Origin of the sequence: Microbulbifer sp. 2205BS26-8 (genome assembly GCF_030731025.1) — a bacterium.
GTDB lineage: Bacteria > Pseudomonadota > Gammaproteobacteria > Pseudomonadales > Cellvibrionaceae > Microbulbifer > Microbulbifer spongiae.
Window position 1 is genome coordinate 48540 of record NZ_JAVAMR010000016.1, and the last position, 24375, is coordinate 72914.

Here is a 24375-nt window from a genome sequence, read left to right on the forward strand (position 1 = left end):
TGGTCTGCGCTCTTTTCCGGCGCCGGGAATACTGTTATTGCAAGCCCGTTGTGATCTCTGTCAGAGGTATCCTCGCCATCCAGCGGGCATGGGCTCTAGGTGCTGGGGTAGAAGTCTTGCAGTAAAAACGGCCCCGCAGGGCCGTGGAGGGATCGAATGTACCGGGATCAAGGCCGGGATTGCGCCAGATTCTTTTTCTGTTTCTCTTTGAGCAGGTAGGTGGCAAAAAATAGCGCGGTGGCCTGGGTAAAGGCATCGCGGTTTTCCTTCTTGCGATAGCCGTGCCCTTCGTTCAGCGCATTCATGTACCACACTTCGTTGCCGTTTTCGCGCAGGGCTGCCACAATCTGCTCCGCTTCGGTAACGGGCACGCGGGGGTCGTTTTGCCCCTGCACCACAAACATGGGCACCTGGATTTTTTCCACATTGTTATTGGGGCTGATGTTCTCCAGAAAGGCGCGCATTTGGGGGTCGCGCTCATCACCGTATTCCACCCGACGCAGGTCGCGGCGGTAACTCTTGGTGTTGGTCAGGAAGGTGACAAAGTTGGAAATGCCCACGATATCCACTGCCGCCTTGAGTTGATCTGAGTAGTGCATACCGGCGGCCAGTACCATATAGCCGCCGTAGCTGCCACCGAACACGGCGACCCGCTCCGCATCCAGATCAGGCTGTGTGGCGATCCAGTCCAGCAGGGCACCGATGTCCTTGACCGAGTCCTCGCGCTTATAGCCGTTATCCATGGCCAGGTAACTTTTGCCGTAGCCAGCGGAACCCCGCACATTGGGCGCGATGACCGCGGCACCCAGCGCTTCCAGCCACAGCTGGTAGGTACTGGAGAACATCGGGCGGTACTGGCCCTCCGGTCCCCCGTGGATGGAAATAATGACCGGTACCGGGCCCTCGGCCCCGCGCGGCTTGTATATGAAGGCGGGAATCTCGCGGGCCTTGCCGTCGACTGTATCGAAAGTGGGGTAGTGCACCAGTTCCGGCTCGACAAATTTGCCGGTATTCAGGCCGCCCACTTCGCTGTAGGTCCAGCGGGTGAGATCGCCACTGGACAGCGGATGCCGGCCAAGGGCAAGCACAAAGGTGTCGGTGGGGGTCTTTGGTGTGTTCAGGGAAAGTGCCAGTTTGTCGCCCCGCGGCGTGAATTCAATGCCGCCGATAACCCCGATGGGCAGGGCATCCACTTTGCTGTAGCGGTCGTCGCGCGGATCGTACAGGTAGAGCGCGGATAAGCCGTTCTCGTTGGCTGTGAAGGCGCCGCGACGGCCATCTTTGCTCAGTACAAAATTGCTGATGTCCCAGGGAATATCAGCGCTAATCACTTTTTCATCGCCACTGGCCAGGTCCTTGCGAATCAGTTGGGTGAATTCGCCACCTCGGTCGCTTATCAGGTAGACAGAGCGGTCGTCGTGGCTAAAGCCCGCGGGAAAGTTGCGCGAGTCGTCTTCACCACCTCCGGCTACCAGTGTCAGTGCGCCGCTGTCGAGATCCAGCAGGTGGGCCAGGGAGCGCGTCGAGGAGAGGTATTGCAGCACCAGCAGCTGGTTGCCGGATTGGGAGAAACCGGCGGGACCCCACCAGCTGCCGTCCTCGGCCTTCACGATCAGGCGGTCCTTTTGGGTATCACCGTCAAAGGTGCTCAGCCAGATATCGTTGGCGCTGCCGTTGCGACGGGTGCTCTGGTAAGCCAGGGCAGCCCCCTGTTTGTTCCACAGCAAGGCACCGTTGCGGGATTCGCCGTCGGTTATCATCTTGTGCTTGCCGCTGCCGATATCGAACAGGAAGATCTGCGCATATTCGTTGCCACCGGCATCCATGGTGAAAGCCAGCTGCCGGTGTTCCGGACGGGTGGCCACGGTGCCGATCGGTTCTTCAAAAAAGGTCAGTTGGCGGCGGGCACCACCGGCGCGCTCCACCTTGTGCAGTTGGTTCACCTCGCCAAAACGGGTGCTGACAAACAGGCCGATGCCCTCCATATCCCAGCCGCGGAAACTGGCCGAGCGCACATTCTGGTAGCGGTTCAGCCTGTCGACAATGCTCTGGGGAATGGAGGGGACATCTTCCAGCAGCAACTGGCCGCTGTTTTCCGTACGGCTCTCCACCGCACTGGCCAGGCCCGATGCACCGAGCAGTACGGCAGTGATTAAAGAGCGCCACTGGTACATAGTGTTCTCCTTGGCTGGCCCGCACAGGCACAGCTCTCTTGTTATTGGAATGAGATGGCCACATATTAACGGAATCCTCAACAGGGGAAACAGTGTTGAAATTTACAGCAGATGAGCTGGGTGCTTGCCGAGGTAATCCGAGTGACTGCGACAGATCCCAAAATCGTTTTTATCGGCGGTGCCGGCAATATGGGCGGTGCGGTGATCGGCGGCCTGTTGGCGGCCGGCTACCCGGCGGACAGGATTGTGGCAACCGGGCGCGATCCCCAAAAGCTGGCAGCGTTTGCGAAACGCCACGGTGTGGCGGCGCACAGTGATACTCTTACCGCGATCGGTGATGCGGATGTGATTGTATTGTCGGTCAAGCCCCAGGCGATGCGCGACTTGTGCACGGGTCTGCGTTCGCACCTGGACGGGCACAATCCGCTGATCATCAGTTTTGCAGCCGGCATACCCCTGGCTGCCTATCAGCGCTGGCTCGGTGAGCACCTGCCCATCGTGCGCGCCATGCCCAATACCCCGGCGCTGGTGCAGACGGGGGCGACCGGTTTGTATGCGGGCGCAGGCGTGACCGCTGAGCATCGCGCCATCACCGAGCGGATTGCCAATGCGGTGGGGATTTTCCTGTGGGTCCGGGAAGAGTGTGAAATCAACCAGATCATTGCTGTGGTGGGCTCTGCCCCAGCCTATTTTTTCCTGTTTATGGAGGCCATGATTGAGGCCTCTGTCGCCAGCGGATTTGCCCGCGCCGATGCGGAGCGCCTCGTGTTGCAAACTGCCCTGGGTGCCGCCAAACTGGCCATGGCCAGCGAAGAGGATGTGGCCAAGCTGAAGCGCAATGTGATGTCACCGGGTGGTACCACAGAGTGTGCCGTAAAGCGTTTTGAGCAGGGGGGACTCTTCCAGCTGGTGGCCGAGGCCATGCGCGATTGCGCCGAACGCGCTTCAGAGATGGAGCGGGAACTGGACCGCTAGGATTATCAATCAATTGGGTGATGCAGGCAGCATCGCCTATCAGTCACGCTTCAGGGGTTTTCAATGACAAATACCTTCAGCAATATCGGCGTCTTCCTGGTGGCGACCCTGGGTATCCTGTACCTGTTTGCGGTGTTGATGCGCTTGTTACTGCAGCTGGCCCGTGCGGATTTCTACAACCCCATTTCCCAGGGGATCGTCAAGATCACCAATCCACTGCTGTTGCCCCTGCGCAAGGTGGTTCCCGGGGTACTTGGCGTTGATATGGCTTCGGTGGTGCTGGCGCTGCTGGTGGGACTGGCGATGATATTGGCCTGTGGACTGTTGGCCGGCTTTGGGTTGTTTAACCCTCTCAGTGCGCTGCTGTGGTCTTTGATCGGCTGTGTTGCCACGGTGATCGCGGTGGTGTTTATCGGCCTGCTGATTTCCATCGTATTCAGTTGGATCGCCCCCCACAGTGGCCATCCAGCACTGATGTTGCTGCGCCAGCTGCTGGAGCCCTTCTGTGCCCCGGTGCGCAGGTTGATACCGCCTCTGGGGGTGATTGATATCAGCCCGATTTTCGTGTTTATCCTGCTGACAGTGGCAGACAAACTGTTGCTGGGTTTTGCGCAGATGGCCAATATGCCCGCTTTTGTGTACCAGCTATTTTGGCATATCCCCGGCTTGTGAAGGATGCTGCGCAGGGAAGATTTCTTGCGCTGCGCACTGGGTCGCATTTGCCCGAGCGTCGGGCCCTTATACTGGAAGCGGTTGGCTCCCGCCGGCTGCAACGGGCGGGGGATCTGTATCCAGGTTGTCAACAATAAGAACGCCTTGACATGGAAGACGCACTTTTACGCCAGCATATTGCGGACTACGACCGCTGGAAAAAGAATCTGGACTGCCAGTTTGCCCTTTTCAGCGAGTGGCTGGAGCGCTACTTCCCCAATTCTGCCGGGGCCCGCCAGGCTGTGCAGCAGGCGCGCACTCTGCTCACCGAAGACCAGTTTACCCTTGTTCTGGTGGGGGAATTTTCCCGAGGCAAAACTGAGCTGATCAATGCGCTGTTGTCACAGACTTACGACAAGCGCTTGCTGCCCTCCAAACCCGGGCGCACTACCATGTGCCCCACGGAGATCTTCAACGATGGCGCCGAGTACGCCAGCTTGCGCCTGCTGCCGATCGAAACCCTCGCCACCAATACCAGTCTGGAGAGTTTCCGCCGCATTCCACAAAAGTGGGTCACCCACGAGTTCGATGCCAATGATCCCGAGGCCACCCGCGCAGCCCTGTTGAAGGTTGCCGCGACCAAGTCGGTGAAACCGGAGGAGGCGGCGCGATACGGCTTTGACCGCCGCCACCTGAATGACAATGGCAAACTGGTAGAGATTCCCGCCTGGCGCTATGCCCTGATCTGCCTGCCACACCCGCTGCTGGATCAGGGGCTGCGCATCATCGACACACCGGGTCTAAACGCCCTTGGCAATGAGCCCGAGCTGACACTCGGCACCCTGCCCGGAGCCCAGGCGGTGGCCTTCCTGCTCGCCGCGGACGCCGGTGTCAGCGGTACCGATATGCATATGTGGGAGACCCACCTGGCACCCCTGCGCAATCATCGCGGCACGGCGGTGATGGCACTGCTGAATAAAGTGGATGTTCTCTGGGAGGACCCCGATGAGGATGTCGAGATTTTGTTGCAGCGAATGCGCGCCCAGGTCGCCGGTCTATTGTCGCTGCCCCGTGAAAGTGTCACTGCTGTATCGGCGAAAATGGCGCTGCTGGCGCGACAGCAAAGTGATGTGGCGCTTATGCGCAACAGCCGCTTTGCCGATTTTGAAACTCTCCTGGTGCAGCGCCTGCTGGAACATCGCCAGAAGATGGCAGAGCACCGCGCCCTGCACCAGGCCCTGACTTTGATGGCAGATACCCGCGATCTGCTCAAACGCCGTCTCAACAGTGGTCGCGCGGCGCTGACACACCTGCAGCGAAACAGCACCAGTACCCGGGAGCAACTGGCGGAGCTGAGCCAGTTGCAGCAGACGGTGCGTGAACAGCACAAGCTGTGTCACCAGGAGCTGCTCACGCTCAAATCCAGCCAGCGCATGCTGATGCGTCGGAGCCCGTCTCTATTGGCCCCAATTTCCAGCCACCAGCTGCAGCTATTGATCGAAGACACCAGCAAAGCATTGCACAAACGCTGGACGCCCATGGGATTGGCCAAAGCCATCGAGAGTTTTATGGTGGGTGTCGATCACCAGCTCTCTAATCTTGAGCGCGAGGTCAACCAGGTCAACCGTCTTTTGGATGCCGTTTTCGAGCGCTCCAGTCTGAAGAAGGCGGCCAGTACCGGAGAGTATTTCAATATTCGACAATTCCGTGCCACCCTGCGCGGCCTGCACGGTCAGGCGGCCCAGCTACGCCGCTCGCCGCAATTGTTACTGGCGCGACGCAATCGACTGAGCGAGCGCTTTATCGCGACCCTCGCCAGTGAGGTGAGACGGCTCTACGGTGAGATGAGCAGTGCCGCAGAGGTCTGGCTGGAGCGGGCCCTGGATCCTCTCAAGCAACATGCCCAGTACCAGAAGCATCTGTTGAACCGACAACTGATCAAGCTTACCGAGTTGAAACAGAAAAGCCGCAGTCGGCGCACCAATCTGCGCAGCCTGGAGGACGAGGTGCTGCGCAATGACGGGGCCCTGTCGGCACTGGAGGCGTTGCTACGCCACAGCGCTTCCACTCCTCAACCATTGGCTCGGGCACCCCGCGCGCGTAATGTCACGCCACTAAAGACCTCTCTCAACTGCTGAACAGGGCAGGCGTTTTCCACGGGCGGTTTCTGCGATTGTCATCCGCTGCGGCGCTCCCGTACACTTGCTGCTCCGGTAGTTGCCAGCCTCCAAGTAATCGACAGATATAAACGCCTTGTTCACGGAAAACCCCACTACGCCTGAGAAGGATCAGAGTGCCAACGCCATGGGCTCTGTAGGTCTTGTCACCCCCAAGCGCCACAGGTTTATCGAACCATTGTCCCTGGCCTGCGGGCGCATTCTGCAGGACTACACCCTGGTGTACGAAACCTACGGTGTGCTGAATGCCCAGAAGAGCAATGCGGTACTCATCTGTCATGCCCTCTCGGGTCACCACCACGCCGCCGGGTGGCACAGTCCTGATGACAAGCGGCCAGGCTGGTGGGATCACTATATTGGCCCCGATAAACCGATTGATACCAATACATTTTTTGTGGTTGCCCCCAACAACCTGGGCGGCTGCCATGGCTCCACCGGGCCGGTTTCCATCAATCCTGACACCGGCAAACCCTGGGGGCCGGATTTTCCCTTTCTGCGGGTGCGCGATTGGGTACACAGCCAGGCGCGCCTTGCAGACCTGTTGGGAATCGAGCAGTGGGCGGCGGTGATCGGTGGCAGCCTGGGCGGCATGCAGGCCATGCGCTGGTCACTGGAATATCCAGAGCGGTTGCGCCACTGTGTGGTGATTGCCTCGGCGATGAAATTATCGGCGCAGAATATCGCTTTCAATGAGACCGCTCGCCAGGCCATCACTTCAGACCCGGATTTTTGCGAGGGGCGCTATTTGGAGCGGAAAAAGTTACCCCGTCGCGGCCTCGCAGTGGCGCGTATGATAGGCCATATCACCTATCTTTCCGACGATGGTTTGGGGCGCAGGTTTGGCCGGGAATTGCGCACCGGCAGTTTCCAGCAGGGTACTGAGGAAGTGGAGTTCCAGATACAGAGCTATCTGCGCCACCAGGGCGATACCTTCTCCAGCAGTTTCGATCCCAACACCTATATTCTGATGACCCGTGCCCTAGACTTTTTCGACCTCGCGCGGGAGTACGGTGACGACCCTGTGGCCGCATTTGCCAATGCCCGCTGCCGTTTCCTGTTGGTTGCCTTCACGTCCGACTGGCGCTTTGCGCCGCAGCGTTCGCGGGAGATTGCGGATGCATTGATGCACGCCAATATACCTGTGAGCTATGCGGAAATTGAGTCGGCTATGGGCCACGATGCTTTTCTGCTGCCGAGTGAGCGCTACGAAACTCTCTTTCTCGCCTATATGCAGCGGGTGGCAGAGGAGATGCGCTGATGCGGATAGATTTGGATGTGATCCAGGAATGGATAGCGCACGGCAGCTGTGTACTCGACCTGGGTTGTGGCGACGGTGCGCTGCTGGAGCAATTGGGCAAGAACAGGGGTGTGAAAGGCTATGGGTTGGAGATTGACCCGGGAAAGATCACACGCTGTGTAGAGCGCGGTGTGAATGTGGTTGAGCAGAACCTGGATGCGGGGCTCGGCAATTTTTCCGATGGGAGCTTTGATACGGTGGTGATGACCCAGGCCCTGCAAACACTCAGACACCCTCACCTGGTTGTAGAGGAGATGCTGCGGGTGGGGCGCGATTGCATCATCACCTTCCCCAATTTCGGCCAGTGGAGAGCCCGCTGGCATCTGGCCTTCTCCGGGCGCATGCCGGTTTCCGACCTATTACCTTATGAATGGTATGACACACCCAATATTCATTTTTGTACTTTCCGGGATTTCGAGGTGTTGTGCAGGGAGCGCATTTGGACTATTTTGCATCGCCAGGTAGTATGCGAATCTATGCCGGGCGGGATTTTTAAAGAGTATTTACCCAATTTATTTGGTGAGACCGCGATCTACCATCTGACTCGCTAAACTAGTAGTCCGGTGACCAATGATGCGCTGCCGAATAATGATTCCGGCGCCATGTCTTGTATCCCTATCACGGACACGGCGAGCCGCTTGGGGTGGGTGCTTATGGGTTGTGAGCACGCCACCGGGATACAGTGCTGACCCCGTTTGCCGGTCGGTGCCCAAAACCATTGGAGGTGAAGCGTGAAACCCATTCCTGTCGCAGCCGCCACACTGGCCCTGCTTTTCTGGATGTCCAGCGCTGCCGCGCAACAGGCCCGGCTTATCAAGAGCCATGAGGATTTTGGCGATTATCGGGTGGTCTATTCGGTCTTCAACAGCGACTTTATCCAGCCAGATATTGCGCAGAAGTACCAACTGGTACGGGCCAAGGACCGCGCCTTCGTCAATGTGACGGTGGTAAAAAAAGAGGGTGGGACCCACGGCCTCAGTGCTGAGATGTCGGGTTCGGCGACAAACCTGATCCAGCAGTCGCGGCCGCTGAAGTTCACCGAGATCCGAGAGGGGGATGCGGTCTACTATCTGGCAGCCCTGCGCTTCGAAGACGAGGAGACGCTCACCTTCAACGTGGATGTCAGTCTGCCCAACGGCAAAAAAGAGACAGTCACGTTTCGCCGTAAGCTGGACAGGCCCTGAACGGTCCCGCCGCCGGTCCCCAGCGGTGCCTGGTACCGGGGGAATGACACTGTTGAATGGGATTCCCTGCGGGCCTGGCGCCCGCTTTTTAGTTGGTGAGGTAAGGTGAAAAGCATTGTTCTTGCCAGCGGTAACACCGGCAAGTTGCGAGAGTTCTCCCAGCTTTTTGGCACCTGGGAAATAGAGGTTTTGCCGCAGTCAGCTTTCGGTGTGCCCGCAGTGCAGGAAACGGGGCTCAGTTTTATTGAAAATGCCCTGATTAAAGCCCGCCATGCGAGCCGTATCAGCGGTCTGCCGGCATTGGCAGATGACTCGGGCCTGGCGGTGGACGCACTGGGTGGCGCGCCGGGCATCTATTCGGCCCGTTACTCCGGCGCAGGGGCCACGGATGCGCGCAATAATTGCAAGCTGCTTGAGGCACTGCGGGGAGTCGAAGAGCATTTACGCGGTGCCAGTTTTCATTGCGCCCTCGCTTTTGTGCGCCGTTTCGATGACCCGGTACCCCTGGTGTGCTGTGCACAGTGGCGCGGGCGTATACTCGACGCGCCGGCCGGGAAGCACGGCTTTGGCTATGATCCCCTGTTCTATGTGGCCGCCGAAGGCTTGACCTCGGCGCAGTTGCCGCAGGAAGTGAAGAATCGCCTTAGCCACCGCGCCCAGGCTCTTGCAAAGTTTGAGGTCATTTGGCGCCAAGCAATGCTGGGAGCCAGCTTTGCCGGCTAACGACAACAGCCTTGCTCTGCCCCCTGTCAGTCTCTACGTGCATATTCCCTGGTGTGTACGCAAATGTCCCTATTGCGACTTTAATTCCCACCAGGCCGCCCGTGACCACACGGACACCGACTACGCCCTGCCCCAGGCGGACTATGTGGCGCAGTTGCGCCGCGACCTGAAGAGCCAACTACCCTGGGTGCAGGGGCGCAAGCTGCAGTCGATTTTCTTTGGCGGCGGTACCCCGAGCCTGTTTTCCCCAGAGGCCATCGGGCAGATCCTGGCGATGGCCGAAGCGCTTGTGGGCTTTGCCAGGGACATTGAGATTACCCTGGAGGCAAATCCGGGCACCTTCGAACAGGCAAAGTTTACCGGTTACCGTGCCGCCGGTGTCAACCGCCTGTCGATCGGGGTGCAGAGTTTCAATACCGACCACTTGCACCGCCTGGGCCGTATCCACAGCGGCGAAGAGGCCGTCAGCGCCCTGGCCATGGCGCGCAGGGCCGGGTTTGACAATATCAACCTGGACCTGATACACGGTCTGCCACAACAGACGGAAGCGCAAGCTCTGGAAGATCTGCACCGCGCGGTGTCCCTGGCACCGGAGCATATCTCCTGGTACCAGCTCACTATTGAACCCAATACCGTCTTCTACAGTGCGCCACCCTCCACACCGGGCCCGGAACGGATTGCCGGTATGCAGGGCAGTGGGCGTGCGTTCCTCACTTCACGGGGTTATCTCCGTTACGAGATATCCGCCTACAGCGGAGAGGGGCTGGAATCCCGCCACAACCTCAATTATTGGTCATTTGGCGACTATCTGGGCATCGGGGCCGGGGCACACGGCAAAGTCACACTGCCACGGGATGGCCGGGTATTGCGTACACGGCGCACGCGCACCCCGCGGGACTACCTGGCGATTGCGCCTGCCCGCGAGTTACTGTATACAGAGCTGGCTGCACCGCAGGTCGATCCGATTGAGACGGGAGACCTGCCGCTGGAGTTTTTGATGAACGCCCTGCGTTTGGTTGAGGGCGTGCCCCTGTACAGTTTTGAGCGCTATACCGGACTGTCCCTGGAGGTGCTGTCGCGGCATTGGCCGACACTGGTGGCCATGGATCTGGTAGAGCCCCTTGAGCGACGTATTGCCGCCAGTGCCTTTGGCTTTGATTATCTTGATGAGATTCTGCAACGCTTTCTGGAACAGCCGTGAGGTACCTGCGCCGGACCTTGAATTCTGTGTCAGCGCCCCAATCAACGCGTTAGCTGGCATACTCCGGCTGTATTTCTGCGGCCGGCATCGTGCGCTGATGCTTCCGAGTGGCCCCGCACTGAGTAACTAGAGAACAGGAAAGCAATATGAGCGAGCACGCAATCATCAATGTAACTGACGCCGATTTTGAAGCGGAAGTACTCAAGGCTGAAAGGCCCGTGTTGGTGGATTTCTGGGCACAGTGGTGTGGTCCCTGCAAGATGATTGCCCCGGTGCTGGATGACCTTGCAGAGCACTATGGAGACAAGCTGAAAATTGTCAAAGTCGATGTGGATACCAACAAGGAGAGCCCCGCGACATACAATGTGCGCGGTATTCCCACACTGTTGCTGTTCAAAGGCGGCAACGTTGAAGGCACCAAGGTTGGCGCTCTGTCCCGTGCCCAACTGACTGAATTTATTGACAGCCAGTTGTAATCCCGGTGGTTCCATCCTGTAAAGAGGGTAAATTTGCTTGCAGGATGGAATACACCCGTTATACTGGCTGTAGTTCTGTAATAGCCCGGCGGCTATGAATCAACTGGTGGCCAGCTGAAATAAACGCCCCTCCACAGGGTCTCTGACCATTCCCGGCGTCTATATTCCTCGGATTGAGCTTATCTGATACTGCTCCAGATTTGACGATGGAGCGCATAAGCTTGACGAATACTGCGCTCTGGATGGACAAGGGCACTTTGGTGTTTTGGCAAAATAGAAGAGCAACCTTTTAATTTTTAAAACCCCTCCTCGAAAAATTTCCGGCGTGTCCGCGCCAAATGACAACAGAAACCTTAATAAGCAATTGGTATGAATCTATCCGAATTAAAAACCAAACCCATTGAAGAGTTAATCGAAATAGCCAAAGGTATGGGCCTGGAAAACCTGGCCCGGTCGCGCAAACAGGATATTATTTTCAATATCCTAAAGCGCCATGCCAAAAGCGGTGAAGATATTTATGGAGATGGCGTATTGGAAATCCTCCAAGATGGTTTTGGATTTTTACGTTCTGCAGACTCTTCGTATCTCGCGGGACCGGATGATATTTACGTTTCCCCAAGTCAGATTCGCCGTTTTAATTTGCGTACAGGGGATTCGATTTCGGGAAAAATTCGCCCACCCAAAGAAGGTGAAAGATATTTTGCTTTATTGAAAGTTAACGAAATCAATTTTGACAAGCCAGAGAATGCTAGAAACAAAATTCTCTTTGAAAACCTGACCCCGCTTTTCCCTAATGAAAGCCTTACCCTGGAGTGCGGCAACGGTTCTTCCGAAGACCTTATTGGTCGTATTATCGATCTTGTGGCACCGATTGGTAAGGGCCAGCGCGGTTTGATTGTGGCACCACCGAAGGCTGGTAAGACCATTATGCTGCAGAATATGGCCCAGGCCATTACCCGCAATAACCCCGAGTGTCATCTGATCGTCCTGCTCATTGATGAGCGCCCGGAAGAAGTGACTGAAATGCAGCGCTCTGTTCGCGGTGAGGTGGTGGCCTCTACTTTTGACGAGCCGCCGGCGCGCCATGTCCAGGTTGCTGAAATGGTGATCGAGAAGGCCAAACGCCTAGTTGAGCACAAGAAGGACGTCGTTATTCTGTTGGATTCTATTACCCGTCTGGCGCGGGCATATAACACAACGGTGCCAAGCTCGGGTAAAGTGCTCACCGGCGGTGTGGACGCCCACGCGCTGGAGCGGCCCAAGCGCTTCTTCGGTGCTGCACGCAATATTGAAGAGGGTGGAAGCCTGTCTATTATTGCTACTGCACTGATTGATACTGGTTCGAAGATGGATGAGGTGATTTTCGAGGAGTTCAAAGGTACCGGTAATATGGAATTGCAGCTGGATCGCAAGATTGCTGAAAAACGCGTCTACCCTGCGATTAACGTGCGCCGTTCCGGTACGCGCCGAGAGGAGCTGCTGATGCCAGAGGGCGAGCTGCAGCGGGTGTGGATTCTGCGCAAACTGCTCCACGATATGGAGGATTTGGCTGCGACGGAGTTCCTGGTGGATAAGTTGAAAGACTTCAAGACAAACGATGAGTTCTTCCTGTCCATGAAACGTAAGTAATGTTCAGCAAATATCAGGCGCTGGTACCGGCATTTTTTATGTGCCTGGGATTGCATCGGGTGAGTATTTGGATTGATTGTTGTTGAAAAGGCGAGCAAATAAGCATATAAAGCTCCACAGAGTGGCGCTGGATAGGCAAGTGATTGAGCGGCGCCCAACTGAATTGGCTCAGGAGTAATTCCGTAAGGGCCAATCTCAAATGGATAATCTGGTGGAGCTGGTTTCCATTTGTGACTGCACGACAGCCCACATATCTAGTGAGAACCTTTTGTGAATATCTATATTGGAAATCTGGCCTACGGCGTAACCTCTGACGACCTGAACGAAGCTTTCGGTGCTTTCGGAGAAATCTCTCGGGCTACTGTTATTACTGACCGTGAGACTGGCCGCTCTAAGGGCTTCGGTTTCGTAGAAATGCCCAACGACGACGAAGCGCGTAAAGCGATTGAAGAGATGAACGATCAGCCGATGTCCGGCCGTAACATTCGCGTTAACGAAGCCAAGCCTCGCGAAGATCGTCCGCGTCGCCCCCGCTTCTAAGCTAGCGAAAAGCTTAAGATTTTTTCGGCCCGCTGGGTATCGCTTGCGGGCCGTTTCTCCCCCTCCGCTCAGCCACCCTGCCAGGGAGCCACTCCCTATTTTGCATCTTCTGTTTTACACTGACCGCCGGTTTTGTCTTCACCTGTTAGCCCATGAAATACAGAGACCTGCGCGACTTCATCACGTTGCTGGAAAAGCGTGAACTGTTGAAACGTATTCGCTATCCCGTTGACCCGCACCTGGAAATGACAGAAATCTCAGATCGTGTGTTGCGCTCTGGTGGGCCGGCACTGCTGTTTGAGAACCCGGTGGGTTCTGATGTCCCCGTGCTTACCAACCTGTTTGGCACCCCGGAGCGTGTGGCTTTGGGTATGGGACGGGAAAGTGTGGAGGAGTTGCGAGCGGTTGGCGAATTACTCGCGTTTCTCAAGGAGCCTCAGCCGCCGGAAAATCTGCGCGATGCATGGGAGAAACTGCCGCTGTTCAAGCAGGTGCTCAATATGGGGCCAAAGGTGGTGCGGGATTCTCCCTGCCAACAGGTTGTACTGGATAAAGATGCGGTGGACCTGCACACATTGCCGATCCAAACCTGCTGGCCAGGGGATGTGGCTCCCCTGGTGACCTGGCCACTGGTCATTACTCGTGGGCCGGAAAAGAAACGCCAGAATCTCGGCATTTACCGCATGCAGCTGATTGATAAAAACCGTTTGATTATGCGTTGGCTCAGCCACCGCGGTGGTGCTCTGGATTACCGCGACTGGTGTAAAAAGCACCCCGGTGACCCCTATCCGGTGGCTGTGGCCCTCGGTGCAGATCCCGCTACCATTCTTGGCGCTGTGACTCCAGTACCGGATGCTCTGTCAGAGTACGCGTTTGCGGGTCTGCTGCGCGGGGATAAAACCGAAGTTACAAATGCCCTTTCAAGCGATCTGCAGGTACCGGCCAGTGCCGAGTACGTTCTGGAAGGCTTTCTCTACCCCGGGGACACTGCCGATGAAGGCCCCTTCGGGGATCACACAGGCTATTACAATGAAGTGGACCGCTTCCCGGTATTTACCGTGGAAAAAATCACCCATCGCAACAATCCCATTTATCACAGTACCTATACTGGGCGCCCACCGGACGAACCGGCGATTCTGGGAGAAGCGCTGAATGAGGTGTTTGTGCCAATATTGCAAAAGCAGTTTCCTGAAATCGTCGATTTCTATTTGCCGCCCGAAGGCTGTTCCTACCGTTTGGCAGTGGTGACCATGAAAAAACAGTATATCGGGCATCCCAAACGTGTGATGATGGGAATCTGGTCTTTCCTGCGTCAGTTTATGTACACCAAAATAGTGGTTGTCACCGATGAGGATGTGAATGCGCGGGACTGGAAAGAGGTTATCTGGGCCATCACCACACGTATGGACCCGGTGCGGGATACGGTAATGATAGAGAATACGCCGATTGATTATCTGGATTTCGCCTCACCGGTATCGGGACTCGGCTCAAAAATGGGATTGGATGCCACCAACAAATGGCCCGGCGAGACGGACAGGGAATGGGGCAATCCGATTGAGCGGGATTCAGGGATTGTCAAAAAAGTGGATGAAATCTGGTCCAAGCTGGGCCTTTAGGTCTCGCTGCAATCTGACTACATTCCAATTTCTGCACAATCCGGTTTGCCGATAGAGTATCCGGTAAGAGGCCTCCTCTGGTTGTTATTCAATTTAGCCTGATAACTGACAGTGCCTCAGTGTGGTTTTCAACAGCCCTTGGTGGTCTGCTTGAAACTGGGGGTATTTATAAGTGATCTTAGGTAGCGGGTGGAGCCCTTGACGAAAGCCTTACCTTATGGTCTGGGGTGTTGGTTCTGCTCAGGGGCATTGTCTTGCGCCATTAGCCATGTCTGCAGCACCTGGTGCTCGGTCTCCCCGATCACTGCCATACTGGCGTGATTGCGATCTGCAAGCGCAATCACTTTGATCGTATGATCGTTTAATGCTTTGAAATTGTCGTATGGCGATACCAGATCGGCAGGTGAGGAAAACAGCAGAACAGGTGTGTCGGAGGCCACGAGGAGCGGTTCTATTCGAGTGTCTTTGAGTTGAATATTGGCGTTTTCTAGTGCTAATAAAGCGCCCTTGCGAAATTGCTCTTCGGAAATAAGGTTGCCAAGTAAGGGATAGTTTGCTTTGGAATAATTATAAACAGCCGTGTCAAATGGTGGCATCGGTGCCTGTAAAATAAGTCCCCTGATGTCATCGCGGTTAGAGGACACCCGTGCGGCTGTTAATGCGCCCATGGAGCTACCCAAAAGATAGAGTTTCTCCCCGCTGATGGTCTGCTTGCTGATCAGGTCGTCGATAAGATTGCTGACAACACCGCTATCTCCCACGCCGTATTTTTTAGTGCCACCTGATTCTCCGTGTCCCAAAAGATCCGGGACAACTACCTCATACCCCAGGAAGCGAAAGTAGAGCGCAGAATTGATCATGAACTCCTTGGAGACCCTAAAGCCGTGCAAAAGAACAATTGTTCCAGAGTAAGTATTCGCCAGAGAGCCTCTTTGCACAGCAAGCTCAACATGATTAGTGCGGTTACCCGAATCCACTTCGATAGAATATCCAAGCTTTTTTGATGTGATGGGTGGTGCAAAGAAATAACTGATGCAGACTCCCTCAGAATTGGAGCAGAATTGGTTTTTGTTAAAACCCAACTCCTCAATTTTTACATCTGTGATTATTTGTTCGTAGGGAAAGCTCTCGGACTTTTCTAAAAAAAAGGCAACCCCTGATGAGCAGGAAGATATCAACACACATAGGATCACGAGGGGGAGTAACTTTATCATATTGATTATTAGATAAACGTATCTAGCGTAAAGTATAACAAATCCTGGATTCAACTCGCTACTGTTACTGTTTTTGACGTTCGCAATCAGGTAATGGCGTACCAGGTTGTGAGCGAGTTCTGGCAAACCAAGCTTTTCAATGTGTTGCTTTACCCACACTGAATAAGAACGGTTTGGCATTTGGTGAGTGTAAATTCGGGTACTATGGGAACTGATGGCTATTGTTCATACTTTTTGAGTGGCCAGGGACTGTATTTTTTTAAAAAAACACACGTATTCTTGAAACCGCGCTTCATAATAATAAATCTTTGTTCCTAAACTCAGTTGGCCCTATTGTGTATAACGCCCAAAGTGCTGACGCGCATTTAGCACATCCAGTCCGCACGGCGATGTTGTCTTGCTTTGTGAGGTGAATTTTGTCACTAGACCTGGCTAATATCCCCCCAAATTCTCAGAGACATCAGCAATCCTACCAGACCATGGATGGGGTCTCTATCAGAGGCACGTAAGCGCCCTTTAAACTGCATCCTTCAGCTCCGTTCAAACCAGCGTGAATGTTCCCCAAAACTCATGGGATGGTATTCATATCCACACTAAAAAAAGTGTCTTGGTTGTGATGGCTGGCAACAATATATTGATCCGTGGCGAGCATATTCTTGGCCCAATAAAAAGGCCGGCAATTTTCATTGCCGGCCTTTTTTGTGCCCTGGGGGTTTGCGCAATCAGTGCACCCAGTGATGCCGCTCCCTCTTCGCCTGAATGGCTTCGGCGGTGGGTGCCGGCATGGCGCTGATGGGCAGGCGTTCGTGGAAGAATGCCAGGCGCTCTCCCCTGCCAAGCTCATTCATGGTCTCCGCCTCGAACACCCGGCCGTTGATCACTGTGTAGGCGATATTTTCAGACAGGCGCAGGTTGTCCAGTGGGTTGCCATCCACCACGATCAGGTCCGCCAGTTTACCCGCCTCGATGCTGCCGATATCCCCGTCCATACCCAGGTAGCGGGCACCGTCAATGGTGCCTGCGCGGAAGGCCTCCCAGGGGGTGAAGCCACCCTGTTCCATCATCCACAATTCCCAGTGCGCGCCCAGGCCCTCGCGCTGGCCGTGGGCGCCGATGTGCACCGTGACACCCTCGTCGCGCAGCTGCTTGGCCTGGCGGGCCACGTTAAAGTGGTTGTAGTGGGCATCCGGCGCCGTGGGGCGGCGGATGGAGCGCGGGTTGACGATAAAGTCCGGAGTAAAGCGGGTCAGGCGCTGGTTTTTCCACACCTCGGTGCGGTCATACCAGTACTCCTCGCCCCAGAGGCCGCCGTAGGCCACCACAAAGGTCGGTGTGTAACCCACCCGGGTCTGGCCCCACAGCTGCTCCACATCGCCGTAGACATTGGCGATGGGCAGGGAGTGCTCGATACCGGTGTGCCCGTCCACAATCATATTCATATTGTGCTGGTACTTACCGCCGCCCTCCGGCACCACCATGATACCGGCCTCGCGGGCTGCCTGCAGGACCTGCTGGCGCTGGTCACGGCGGGGCTGGTTGTAGCTCTTCACCGAGATGGCACCCATCTCCTTGAGACGGTTGACATGGAAGCGGGCATCTTCCAGTGAATGGATCTTGGCTTTGTAGCCGGGACCCTTGGCGCCATAGAGAATGGTGCCGGTGGAGAAGATGCGCGGCCCGGTAATCAGGCCGGCCTTCTGCATTTCCGCAGCGGAGAAGATCTCGCTGCTGTCGTTGGAGGGATCGTGAATGGTGGTCACCCCGAACGCCAGGCTGGAAAACAGGTTCCAGTTCTGCTGCGGAATAATCTCCTCGCGTCCCTGGGCGCCGTGGGCATGGGCGTCGATCAGGCCCGGCAGCACGGTTTTGCCGGTGACGTCGATGCGCTTCGCTTGCTCAGGGATAGACGCCTCGGCAGCGGGGCCCACCGCCACAATGCGGTTACCGCGCAACAGCACAACCCCATTCTCGATAATTTCGCGGGTGTTCTCCGCATCGCGCATGGTGACCACGGTACCGCCGGTCAGGGCGACCAGTCCCGAGCGGTTGTCGAAAGGCTGCTCAAAGCCCAGGTCGATACCCTCCGAAACCGGCTCCGGCAACGCATCGGGGGCACCGGCAACAAAGAGGAAGGCGTCTTTTAATGCGCGCTCGAACAGTTTGGGGCCATGGGACCAACCGAGTGTGCCGCTATCGGCGGACCAGTGCAGGTTTTCACCGGCACGCTTGGAGACCTGGGTGACTTTGACCGCTTTGCTATCGGGGCCGATCACCTCGGATTTGCCGGTGTGCATAAAGGGCGCGACAAAGGCTTTGAAGTCCTGGGTAAAGGCAACCCATTGCCCGTCGGGGGACAAGCGGAAGGAGGTGATCTCGGCGCCGTGCAGGTGCTCGCGCTCGTCCTTGCCTTCCAGGTTGGTGCTTTTCAGTACGCGCTTGCCGCCGTTGGCGCCAACATATTCAGAGAAATAAATACGCTCACCGCTGGCACCGAAGTGGGGCTCATAACCGGACTTCACCACCCGCCGTTGCCAGTCGCCACCGGCATCGGCCAGGTAGATTCCCGGCTCCAGGGCGTACTCGGGGCTGAGCAGGTAACCGCCGGTAAAGCGGCGGTAAGCCACGGTATCACCGCTGGGGGAGAAAGTCGGTTCCACATACAGGCCCGGCTGGCTGGTGATGTTCCTGCCGCGGCCATTGCGCGCGGAAACCACGCGCACATGGCCGAGTTTTTCGTCATCCCAGGTGACATAGGTGATCTCGCGGCCATCCCGGGACCAGTTGGGGTAAAACTCGAAGTGGTCATTCTGGCGGGTGAGGCGGTGGCGCTCACCGCTGTTGATATCCTGTAGATAGATTTTGCCCAGGGCCTGGAATGCCACTTGTTTGCCGTCGGGGGATTTCTGTGCCCAGCGGATCATCTTTACATCGAAGGTTTCCGGAGCCACTTCCACCGGGAAGCGCACCGCATCGGCCACCTGCTTCTCGACTTTTACGTGGGTTTCAATTGGCGCAACGCTGTCGCCGTGTACCGAAATACGCAGGAACTTACCACCGCTCCACACGATCAGTGACTCGCCATCGGGCATCCAGTCGTATTGCACATAGTTGCCATGGGGGCCGAAGATTTCCTGCAGGTCCCGCTCCAGGCCCGCATACACCGGGGTCTCCAGGCCGGTGCCCAGGTCTTTCAGGAACAGGGAAGTCTGGTTGTCCTGGCGGCGGATAAAGGCCAGCTTGCTGCCGTCCGGAGAGGGAACCGGCGCTACGGCGCCACCGGGGCCGGAGATAAAGGTCTCCTCTTCCCCATCCTGCAGGTCGTAGCGGTTGATGGCAAAAATCTCCCGGGTGGAGTTTTTGTTGTACTCCCACACGGTGCCGGGGGTGGTATCGATGGCGTAATACACGTAGCGGCCATCCGGGGAGAAGGCCGGGTCGGCAATATTTTTCTGCGCAATCTCGCCGCCGATACGCGCCTTCAACTGGCGACCCTCGCCACCGCCATAGTGGTACATCCAGATTTCCCCGGCGGGGATGCTGCGCTCGGACATAAAGCCCTTGCGCGCCACCAGATACTGGCCGTCGGGGCTCCAGTTGGGCGAGTGCAGCAGGTTCTCTTTTTCCGTGGTGAGCTGGCGCAGGTTTTCACCATTGCGGTCCATCAGCCAGATATTGTCGGCGCCGTCGCGGTCGCTGATAAATACAATGGTTTTGCCATCCGGGCTGAAGCGCGGCTGCATATTCCAGGCGATCTCATTGGTCAGGGCCACCGCCTCACCGCCGCTCACCGGCACGGTGTAGATATCGCCCAGCATATCGAACAGGAGGCTGTCGCCATCCGGGCTGATATCCAGGTTGCTCCAGGTGGTTTCGTGGGTATCCAGCTGGATTGGCTTGAAATCGTAAGCCGGCTTATTGATATCCCAGGAGGGTTCCTGCTGAGCTTCCTGTGCCTCTGCAGCCGGCTCTTGTGGCTGTTTTGCGGCTTCAGCGACCGCCCCCATGGGCAGGGTGAGCGCCAGTGCAACCGGCGCCAACAAACGCCAGCGCGGCTTGGTGTGCTTGAATGTGATCATGATAACTTTCCCCCCGCCATGTTGTTATTGGCACGACGGCTCTGTGTGTGCGTATTGAGTAGGCAACTTGTTGATTTTACAGAGGGTAAGCTACCGGTCCAGGGCGCGCGTGGCAATCCAAATGCGTTGAGCGCCAACCTGCTGCGCTGGAGTGAGGCGCTCTTGAGTTCGCGGGGCAGACTGGCCACAATGCGCCCCGGTTGACTGATCTAGCGGGATTTGGATTCAAGATGACTATTGATGTTGTGGTTTTGGCAGCGGGCAAGGGCTCGCGCATGCGTTCCGGGTTGCCCAAGGTACTGCACCCGATCGGTGGTATCCCCATGCTGGGACGCGTGATTGAAACGGCCAGACAGCTTGAAGAGGTGCGTATCACCGTGGTTGTGGGGCACGGTGCCGAGCAGGTGCAGGCCCGCTTTGCCGACAGCGGCGTGCAGTTTGTGCAACAGGCGGAGCAACTGGGTACCGGCCATGCTGTGGCACAGGCAATTCCCCATTTCCGCCAGGGGGCCTCGGTGCTGGTACTCTACGGCGATGTGCCGCTGGTCAAGGCGGGCACCCTGCAGTCGTTGTTGTCAGCGGCGGATAAAGGCCCGGCGCTGCTCTCGGTAGAGATGGCCAACCCCGCCGGCTACGGGCGCATAGTGCGCGATGATGCGGGCCGCGTACAGGCGATTGTTGAGGAGAAAGATGCCGATGCGGCCACCCTCGGCATCCGCGAGGTGAATACCGGCATACTGGCGGCGCCGGCGGAACTGCTGGCGCGCTGGTTGCCTGAATTGTCCTGCGACAATGCCCAGGGCGAATACTACCTCACGGATGTGATCGCCCGCGCGGTCAGTGAGGAGATCGCCGTTACCGGGGTGCGCGCCAGCGATGCCTTGGAAGTGGCGGGGGTGAACAGTCGCGCACAGCAGGCGCAGATGGAGCGCGCCTTGCAACACACCCGCGCTGTGGCACTCATGGATGCGGGGGTCACCCTGCTGGACCCGGCGCGGATTGATATCCGCGGCAGCCTGGAATGCGACACCGATGTAGCCATCGACATCAACTGTATTTTTGAGGGCACCGTTTCCCTGGGCAAGGGCGTACAGATCGGTCCCAACTGCCTGTTGAGGAACTGCCGCCTGGCGGATGGCACCCGTGTGGAGGCCAATTCCGTGATTGAGCAGGCCGAGGTTGGCGAAGCCTGCAGCATCGGCCCCTTTGCCCGCCTGCGCCCCGGAACCCGGCTGGCCACGGGCGCCAGGGTGGGCAACTTTGTCGAGATCAAGAAAGCAACCATCGGCGCTGGCAGCAAGGTCAATCATCTCTCCTACGTGGGCGATGCCGCCGTGGGGGAAGCGGTGAATGTTGGTGCCGGCACCATCACCTGCAACTACGATGGTGTGAACAAATCCCTCACCGAAATTGAGGACGGCGCTTTTATCGGCTCCAACACCGCACTGGTGGCACCGGTAAAAGTGGGCAGGGGCGCCACCGTGGGTGCCGGTTCCACAATCACCCACGCAGTGGGCGCGGACGAGTTGGCCGTGGCGCGGGGCAGGCAGCGCAATATCACCGGCTGGCAGCGCCCGGCCAAAAAAAACGCCAGTGACCGCCTGCCTTAAACCCGCCTCTTGCCGCAACACTTGCGCCTCCGCAATCCAAGGGGGCGCCCTTCCTTACAAAACTCCAGAGTGAGCCACTAACCCGTTTCGGTATTGCTTCGTTACCAGGATAAACGGGGCAGTGGGCACAGATCCTGCCGGACTCCTGCCGAGTGAGCCCCAGCAGGCACGCTACGCAAAGCCAAAGTCTGCGGGCAGCTTGCTGGCATCGAGCATGATTGGGGTCTTGTTTGCCCCGGTGCGGCTGCTTGAGCGTGCCGAGTTCAGTCAGGCTGGGGCGATTGTCGATGCAAATTCACACCGGGATATTCTCTGGTGAATGGCAATAAAGCGGACCTACTCAACGGGTGGTATTGATGGGGCCATTGCGTTTTTTCGTGCGCATATCAATAGAAATAGTGGCACCAAAATTATCTTATTGGATGGTATTTCGTTTTCTTTCCTGCAAGAGCGGCGTAAAATCGATAAATATTTATCTGCGTGATGGGTTGTAATTGGGCCAGCCGCTCAGCGCCAATGGCCCAATAGCATCGAAATACCCAGGCATTTTCCCAAACCCCTTCCCTTCCACAGGAGAACGGTACGTGACCTAAGCGTAAGTAAAAGGCGCTGACCCAAGGTGCACCAACACCAGGGGCCAGCTAACCAAATTGATAAGTAAACTATCAAAATGGCTCTATGGATAATACGCTAGAAGCCCGCTCGTCTTCAATAAAGTGGGACATTATCAGACGCCAGGGGTGGTTGCCCAGGCTCTGGAAGCGTTGCACGCGCCTGTTTTGCTTTACCGCCTACCGTTCCCGCGCCCCACCCTGCCTTGCCTCCCGTCGTTATTTTCCAGCTATTCCCATCACAAAAAATCACTCCAGGATTTGCGATCCGGAAGGAAAGGTTTATGTTGGTTGTAAAACGCCGGCCAGGCGAGAACCTCAGAATTGGAAAAAATGTTTCCGTCACCGTATTGGGTATTTCAGGCAATCAGGTCAGAGTGGGTATCGCGGCCCCCAAATCCCTGCCCGTACACCGTGAGGAAGTGTATATACGTATCCAAAAGGAAGAGGAGCTAAACAAAGGGAGCCGTTGAGAAACCGGCTCGCCCAGTGGGGGGAGCCTGTCAAGAATACTGTGTAGCCGCCGCTGCGTATTGCTTGAGAATGCCCAATACGCATACCCCATACCGTCTTTCAGTGATTTGTTTTCCAAAATTTGGTTGTGTGAAATAAGCCGGTAATGCCAGCGCTCTCCCTCTGGCGTTTACCGGTATTTACTGGCAGCCTGGCACCAGGCCCGCAGCGAACCTGTAATGCAAAAGGAAGGTAGACCTCACCATATCCTTCAGGAATATCCTGTTGATGTATGGATAATGCGTAGTTGATTTGTACCTTAAGGGGTTCCAACAGGGACTATGGAAGCAAGGCTCTTCTCCATTTCTCACCCTTGGCTTCCTTACAAACAGGCATTGCTCTGTAAAATCAATATCCTTAACCCGGCCGTACGGATTCCATTACTCTCAGGCCAGATTCGTACATTAGCAACACGGCCAAGGTACAGCAGGCGTGGCAATTGGGCGGCAATAAATGTGCTGGTTGATGTGGTGCCCTTCCTCAATGCCCGCCTGCAGGGCCTGTCAAAGCTGGTGCGCGCCGCTGAGCTCAAAGGAGAACTGCACAAACCCTGGACCTGGCGTATGGACCCGCTGGTGGGCATGGCAGTGGCCAAGATTGCATTGGTATCATCCGCCCTGGCACTGTGGAATGATGACGATGAGCGCTACCAGTCGTTGCCGGACTGGGAGAAGGACGCCTACTGGCATGTCTTCTTCTGGGGTCACCATATCCGTGTGCCGAAACCCTTTGAAATAGGCATTCTCGCCGGGACTATTCCCGAGCGTATGATGCACACTTGGATACTGGATAATCAGCCGGATGAGAAACTACTGTGGAGTATGCAGCACGGGCTGCTGGAAACCTTGGGCTTCAACCTAACCCCGCAGATGCTATTGCCCGCGGTGGAGCTGTACGCTAACCGCTCGTTCCACTTCGACAAGCCCATTGAATCACTGGGAGATCGGCGCAAGCTCCCCAAAGACCGTTACAACAGCTTTACCAGCGATACCATGGTGTCTTTGGCCCAAGTGGTAGGCTGGTCTCCAAAGCAGATGGAGCACTTTTGGGTGGGCTATACGGGGACCATGGGGGCCTATATTTTATCGACTTCAGACATGCTGGTGTCCCTGGCGCAGGGCAAGCCCAATCAGGGGGAGTTTCTGGCCACGGACATTCCTGTACTGAAAAGCTTTTACCGTGGCACCAAGCCGCCTCACAGCACCCAATATGTCAACGATCTCTATGAACGTCTGAAAAAGTTGAATCAACTGGCGGCGAGTTTGAAGGATTTGGGGGGACGAGAAAGAGCAGAGTTCGTTACCGAGCACCGCAACAAGCTGGCCCAGCGCCGTCCACTAAATCAAGCCAGCCGCCGTTTGAGTGAATTGCGCAAGCGACGCGAGCGTATTTTGGCCGAGGATATGTCGTGCAAGGCCAAGCAGCTAAAACTGGATGTGATTCAAAAGGGGATCGATGCGGTGGCTGCCAAAGCCTCGCAAAAGTCTGGGGCAGATTTTTAACAGATTAACAATAACCAACTTGGCGATACTGATAAAGGCAAAGTAATTAATCCGGCAACGTAATATTTCTCTATAAATTGCGGTAATTTTCTTTGTTTATCCGCGTATTTTGCGCAATATAGAGTTGCCGAATTAATAATTGACAAACAATTGAATCATCGAACCATTTTGTCGCCAAAAGATAAATTGGGTTTGCGTCTAACACT

General features: G+C 56.3%; 19 protein-coding genes. 16 read left to right on the forward strand and 3 right to left on the reverse strand.

Annotated features, from left to right (window positions below; all coding sequences use genetic code 11):
• Positions 1-167: 167 nt before the first annotated feature.
• Positions 168-2174 carry a S9 family peptidase gene (locus tag Q5Y71_RS07800; RefSeq protein WP_306041388.1) on the reverse strand — a complete coding sequence of 669 codons (2007 nt, stop codon included), beginning with the start codon at positions 2172-2174 and terminating at the stop codon, positions 168-170.
• 141 nt (positions 2175-2315) lie between these two features.
• On the opposite strand from Q5Y71_RS07800, the gene proC reads away from it, so the two are divergent.
• The 12 genes from proC to ubiD all read left to right on the forward strand — a co-directional run bounded on the left by proC (position 2316) and on the right by ubiD (position 14643).
• Positions 2316-3149: a pyrroline-5-carboxylate reductase gene (proC, locus tag Q5Y71_RS07805; protein ID WP_306041390.1), complete on the forward strand. Its 834-nt coding sequence runs from the start codon at positions 2316-2318 to the stop codon at positions 3147-3149.
• A gap of 63 nt (positions 3150-3212) precedes the next feature.
• The gene (locus Q5Y71_RS07810) at positions 3213-3821 is read left to right on the forward strand and encodes a YggT family protein (RefSeq protein WP_301415559.1); all 609 of its coding nucleotides are present in this window, start codon (positions 3213-3215) and stop codon (positions 3819-3821) included.
• Positions 3822-3970: 149 nt separating this feature from the next.
• Positions 3971-5938 carry a dynamin family protein gene (locus Q5Y71_RS07815; protein ID WP_306041392.1) on the forward strand — a complete coding sequence of 656 codons (1968 nt, stop codon included), beginning with the start codon at positions 3971-3973 and terminating at the stop codon, positions 5936-5938.
• A gap of 166 nt (positions 5939-6104) precedes the next feature.
• Positions 6105-7235 (forward strand): homoserine O-acetyltransferase, encoded by a 1131-nt coding sequence (locus Q5Y71_RS07820; protein ID WP_306041422.1) that lies wholly within the window; start codon positions 6105-6107, stop codon positions 7233-7235.
• Entirely contained in the window at positions 7235-7825 is a 591-nt protein-coding gene (metW, locus tag Q5Y71_RS07825; protein ID WP_306041394.1) for a methionine biosynthesis protein MetW, read from the forward strand. The genes Q5Y71_RS07820 and metW overlap by 1 nt, the downstream gene beginning before the upstream one ends.
• Positions 7826-8005: 180 nt before the next feature.
• The gene (locus Q5Y71_RS07830) at positions 8006-8458 is read left to right on the forward strand and encodes a DUF4426 domain-containing protein (RefSeq protein WP_306041395.1); all 453 of its coding nucleotides are present in this window, start codon (positions 8006-8008) and stop codon (positions 8456-8458) included.
• 105 nt (positions 8459-8563) lie between these two features.
• Positions 8564-9181 (forward strand): RdgB/HAM1 family non-canonical purine NTP pyrophosphatase, encoded by a 618-nt coding sequence (rdgB, locus tag Q5Y71_RS07835; RefSeq protein ID WP_306041397.1) that lies wholly within the window; start codon positions 8564-8566, stop codon positions 9179-9181.
• Positions 9171-10382: a radical SAM family heme chaperone HemW gene (gene hemW, locus Q5Y71_RS07840; protein WP_306041399.1), complete on the forward strand. Its 1212-nt coding sequence runs from the start codon at positions 9171-9173 to the stop codon at positions 10380-10382. The genes rdgB and hemW overlap by 11 nt, the downstream gene beginning before the upstream one ends.
• Positions 10383-10528: 146 nt before the next feature.
• On the forward strand, positions 10529-10858 hold the full coding sequence (gene trxA / locus Q5Y71_RS07845; protein ID WP_306041400.1) for a thioredoxin TrxA: 330 nt from the start codon (positions 10529-10531) through the stop codon (positions 10856-10858).
• 369 nt (positions 10859-11227) lie between these two features.
• Positions 11228-12487 (forward strand): transcription termination factor Rho, encoded by a 1260-nt coding sequence (gene rho / locus Q5Y71_RS07850; RefSeq protein WP_301415551.1) that lies wholly within the window; start codon positions 11228-11230, stop codon positions 12485-12487.
• 270 nt (positions 12488-12757) lie between these two features.
• Positions 12758-13027 carry an RNA-binding protein gene (locus tag Q5Y71_RS07855; protein ID WP_299943106.1) on the forward strand — a complete coding sequence of 90 codons (270 nt, stop codon included), beginning with the start codon at positions 12758-12760 and terminating at the stop codon, positions 13025-13027.
• A gap of 152 nt (positions 13028-13179) precedes the next feature.
• Positions 13180-14643, forward strand: coding sequence for a 4-hydroxy-3-polyprenylbenzoate decarboxylase (gene ubiD, locus Q5Y71_RS07860; RefSeq protein WP_306041405.1), 1464 nt, complete (start codon positions 13180-13182; stop codon positions 14641-14643).
• Positions 14644-14858: 215 nt separating this feature from the next.
• Here the strand turns inward: ubiD and Q5Y71_RS07865 are convergent, their stop codons facing one another.
• Together Q5Y71_RS07865 and Q5Y71_RS07870 are read right to left on the reverse strand one after the other, a co-directional pair.
• Positions 14859-15824, reverse strand: coding sequence for an alpha/beta hydrolase (locus tag Q5Y71_RS07865; protein ID WP_306041407.1), 966 nt, complete (start codon positions 15822-15824; stop codon positions 14859-14861).
• Between the two features lie 755 nt (positions 15825-16579).
• Positions 16580-19933, reverse strand: a complete 3354-nt coding sequence (locus tag Q5Y71_RS07870; RefSeq protein WP_306041409.1) for an amidohydrolase family protein — start codon at positions 19931-19933, stop codon at positions 16580-16582.
• Between the two features lie 230 nt (positions 19934-20163).
• Here Q5Y71_RS07870 and glmU point away from each other — a divergent pair, with 230 nt between their 5' ends.
• From glmU to Q5Y71_RS07890, 4 genes are all read left to right on the forward strand, one after another.
• Positions 20164-21543: a bifunctional UDP-N-acetylglucosamine diphosphorylase/glucosamine-1-phosphate N-acetyltransferase GlmU gene (gene glmU, locus Q5Y71_RS07875; RefSeq protein WP_306041411.1), complete on the forward strand. Its 1380-nt coding sequence runs from the start codon at positions 20164-20166 to the stop codon at positions 21541-21543.
• 121 nt (positions 21544-21664) lie between these two features.
• Positions 21665-21862: a hypothetical protein gene (locus Q5Y71_RS07880; protein WP_306041413.1), complete on the forward strand. Its 198-nt coding sequence runs from the start codon at positions 21665-21667 to the stop codon at positions 21860-21862.
• A 576-nt stretch (positions 21863-22438) separates the two neighbouring features.
• The gene (gene csrA, locus Q5Y71_RS07885; RefSeq protein WP_306041415.1) at positions 22439-22627 is read left to right on the forward strand and encodes a carbon storage regulator CsrA; all 189 of its coding nucleotides are present in this window, start codon (positions 22439-22441) and stop codon (positions 22625-22627) included.
• 495 nt (positions 22628-23122) lie between these two features.
• Positions 23123-24169 (forward strand): LPD38 domain-containing protein, encoded by a 1047-nt coding sequence (locus Q5Y71_RS07890; RefSeq protein ID WP_306041417.1) that lies wholly within the window; start codon positions 23123-23125, stop codon positions 24167-24169.
• Positions 24170-24375 lie beyond the last annotated feature (206 nt).

Coding starts and splice junctions, on each gene's coding strand:
- Q5Y71_RS07800 (WP_306041388.1), bottom strand. CDS start 2,174: ATGTACCAGTGGCGCTCTTTAATCACTGCCGTACTGCTCGGTGCATCG.
- Q5Y71_RS07810 (WP_301415559.1), top strand. CDS start 3,213: ATGACAAATACCTTCAGCAATATCGGCGTCTTCCTGGTGGCGACCCTG.
- Q5Y71_RS07815 (WP_306041392.1), top strand. CDS start 3,971: ATGGAAGACGCACTTTTACGCCAGCATATTGCGGACTACGACCGCTGG.
- Q5Y71_RS07820 (WP_306041422.1), top strand. CDS start 6,105: ATGGGCTCTGTAGGTCTTGTCACCCCCAAGCGCCACAGGTTTATCGAA.
- metW (WP_306041394.1), top strand. CDS start 7,235: ATGCGGATAGATTTGGATGTGATCCAGGAATGGATAGCGCACGGCAGC.
- trxA (WP_306041400.1), top strand. CDS start 10,529: ATGAGCGAGCACGCAATCATCAATGTAACTGACGCCGATTTTGAAGCG.
- rho (WP_301415551.1), top strand. CDS start 11,228: ATGAATCTATCCGAATTAAAAACCAAACCCATTGAAGAGTTAATCGAA.
- ubiD (WP_306041405.1), top strand. CDS start 13,180: ATGAAATACAGAGACCTGCGCGACTTCATCACGTTGCTGGAAAAGCGT.
- Q5Y71_RS07870 (WP_306041409.1), bottom strand. CDS start 19,933: ATGATCACATTCAAGCACACCAAGCCGCGCTGGCGTTTGTTGGCGCCG.
- glmU (WP_306041411.1), top strand. CDS start 20,164: ATGACTATTGATGTTGTGGTTTTGGCAGCGGGCAAGGGCTCGCGCATG.
- csrA (WP_306041415.1), top strand. CDS start 22,439: ATGTTGGTTGTAAAACGCCGGCCAGGCGAGAACCTCAGAATTGGAAAA.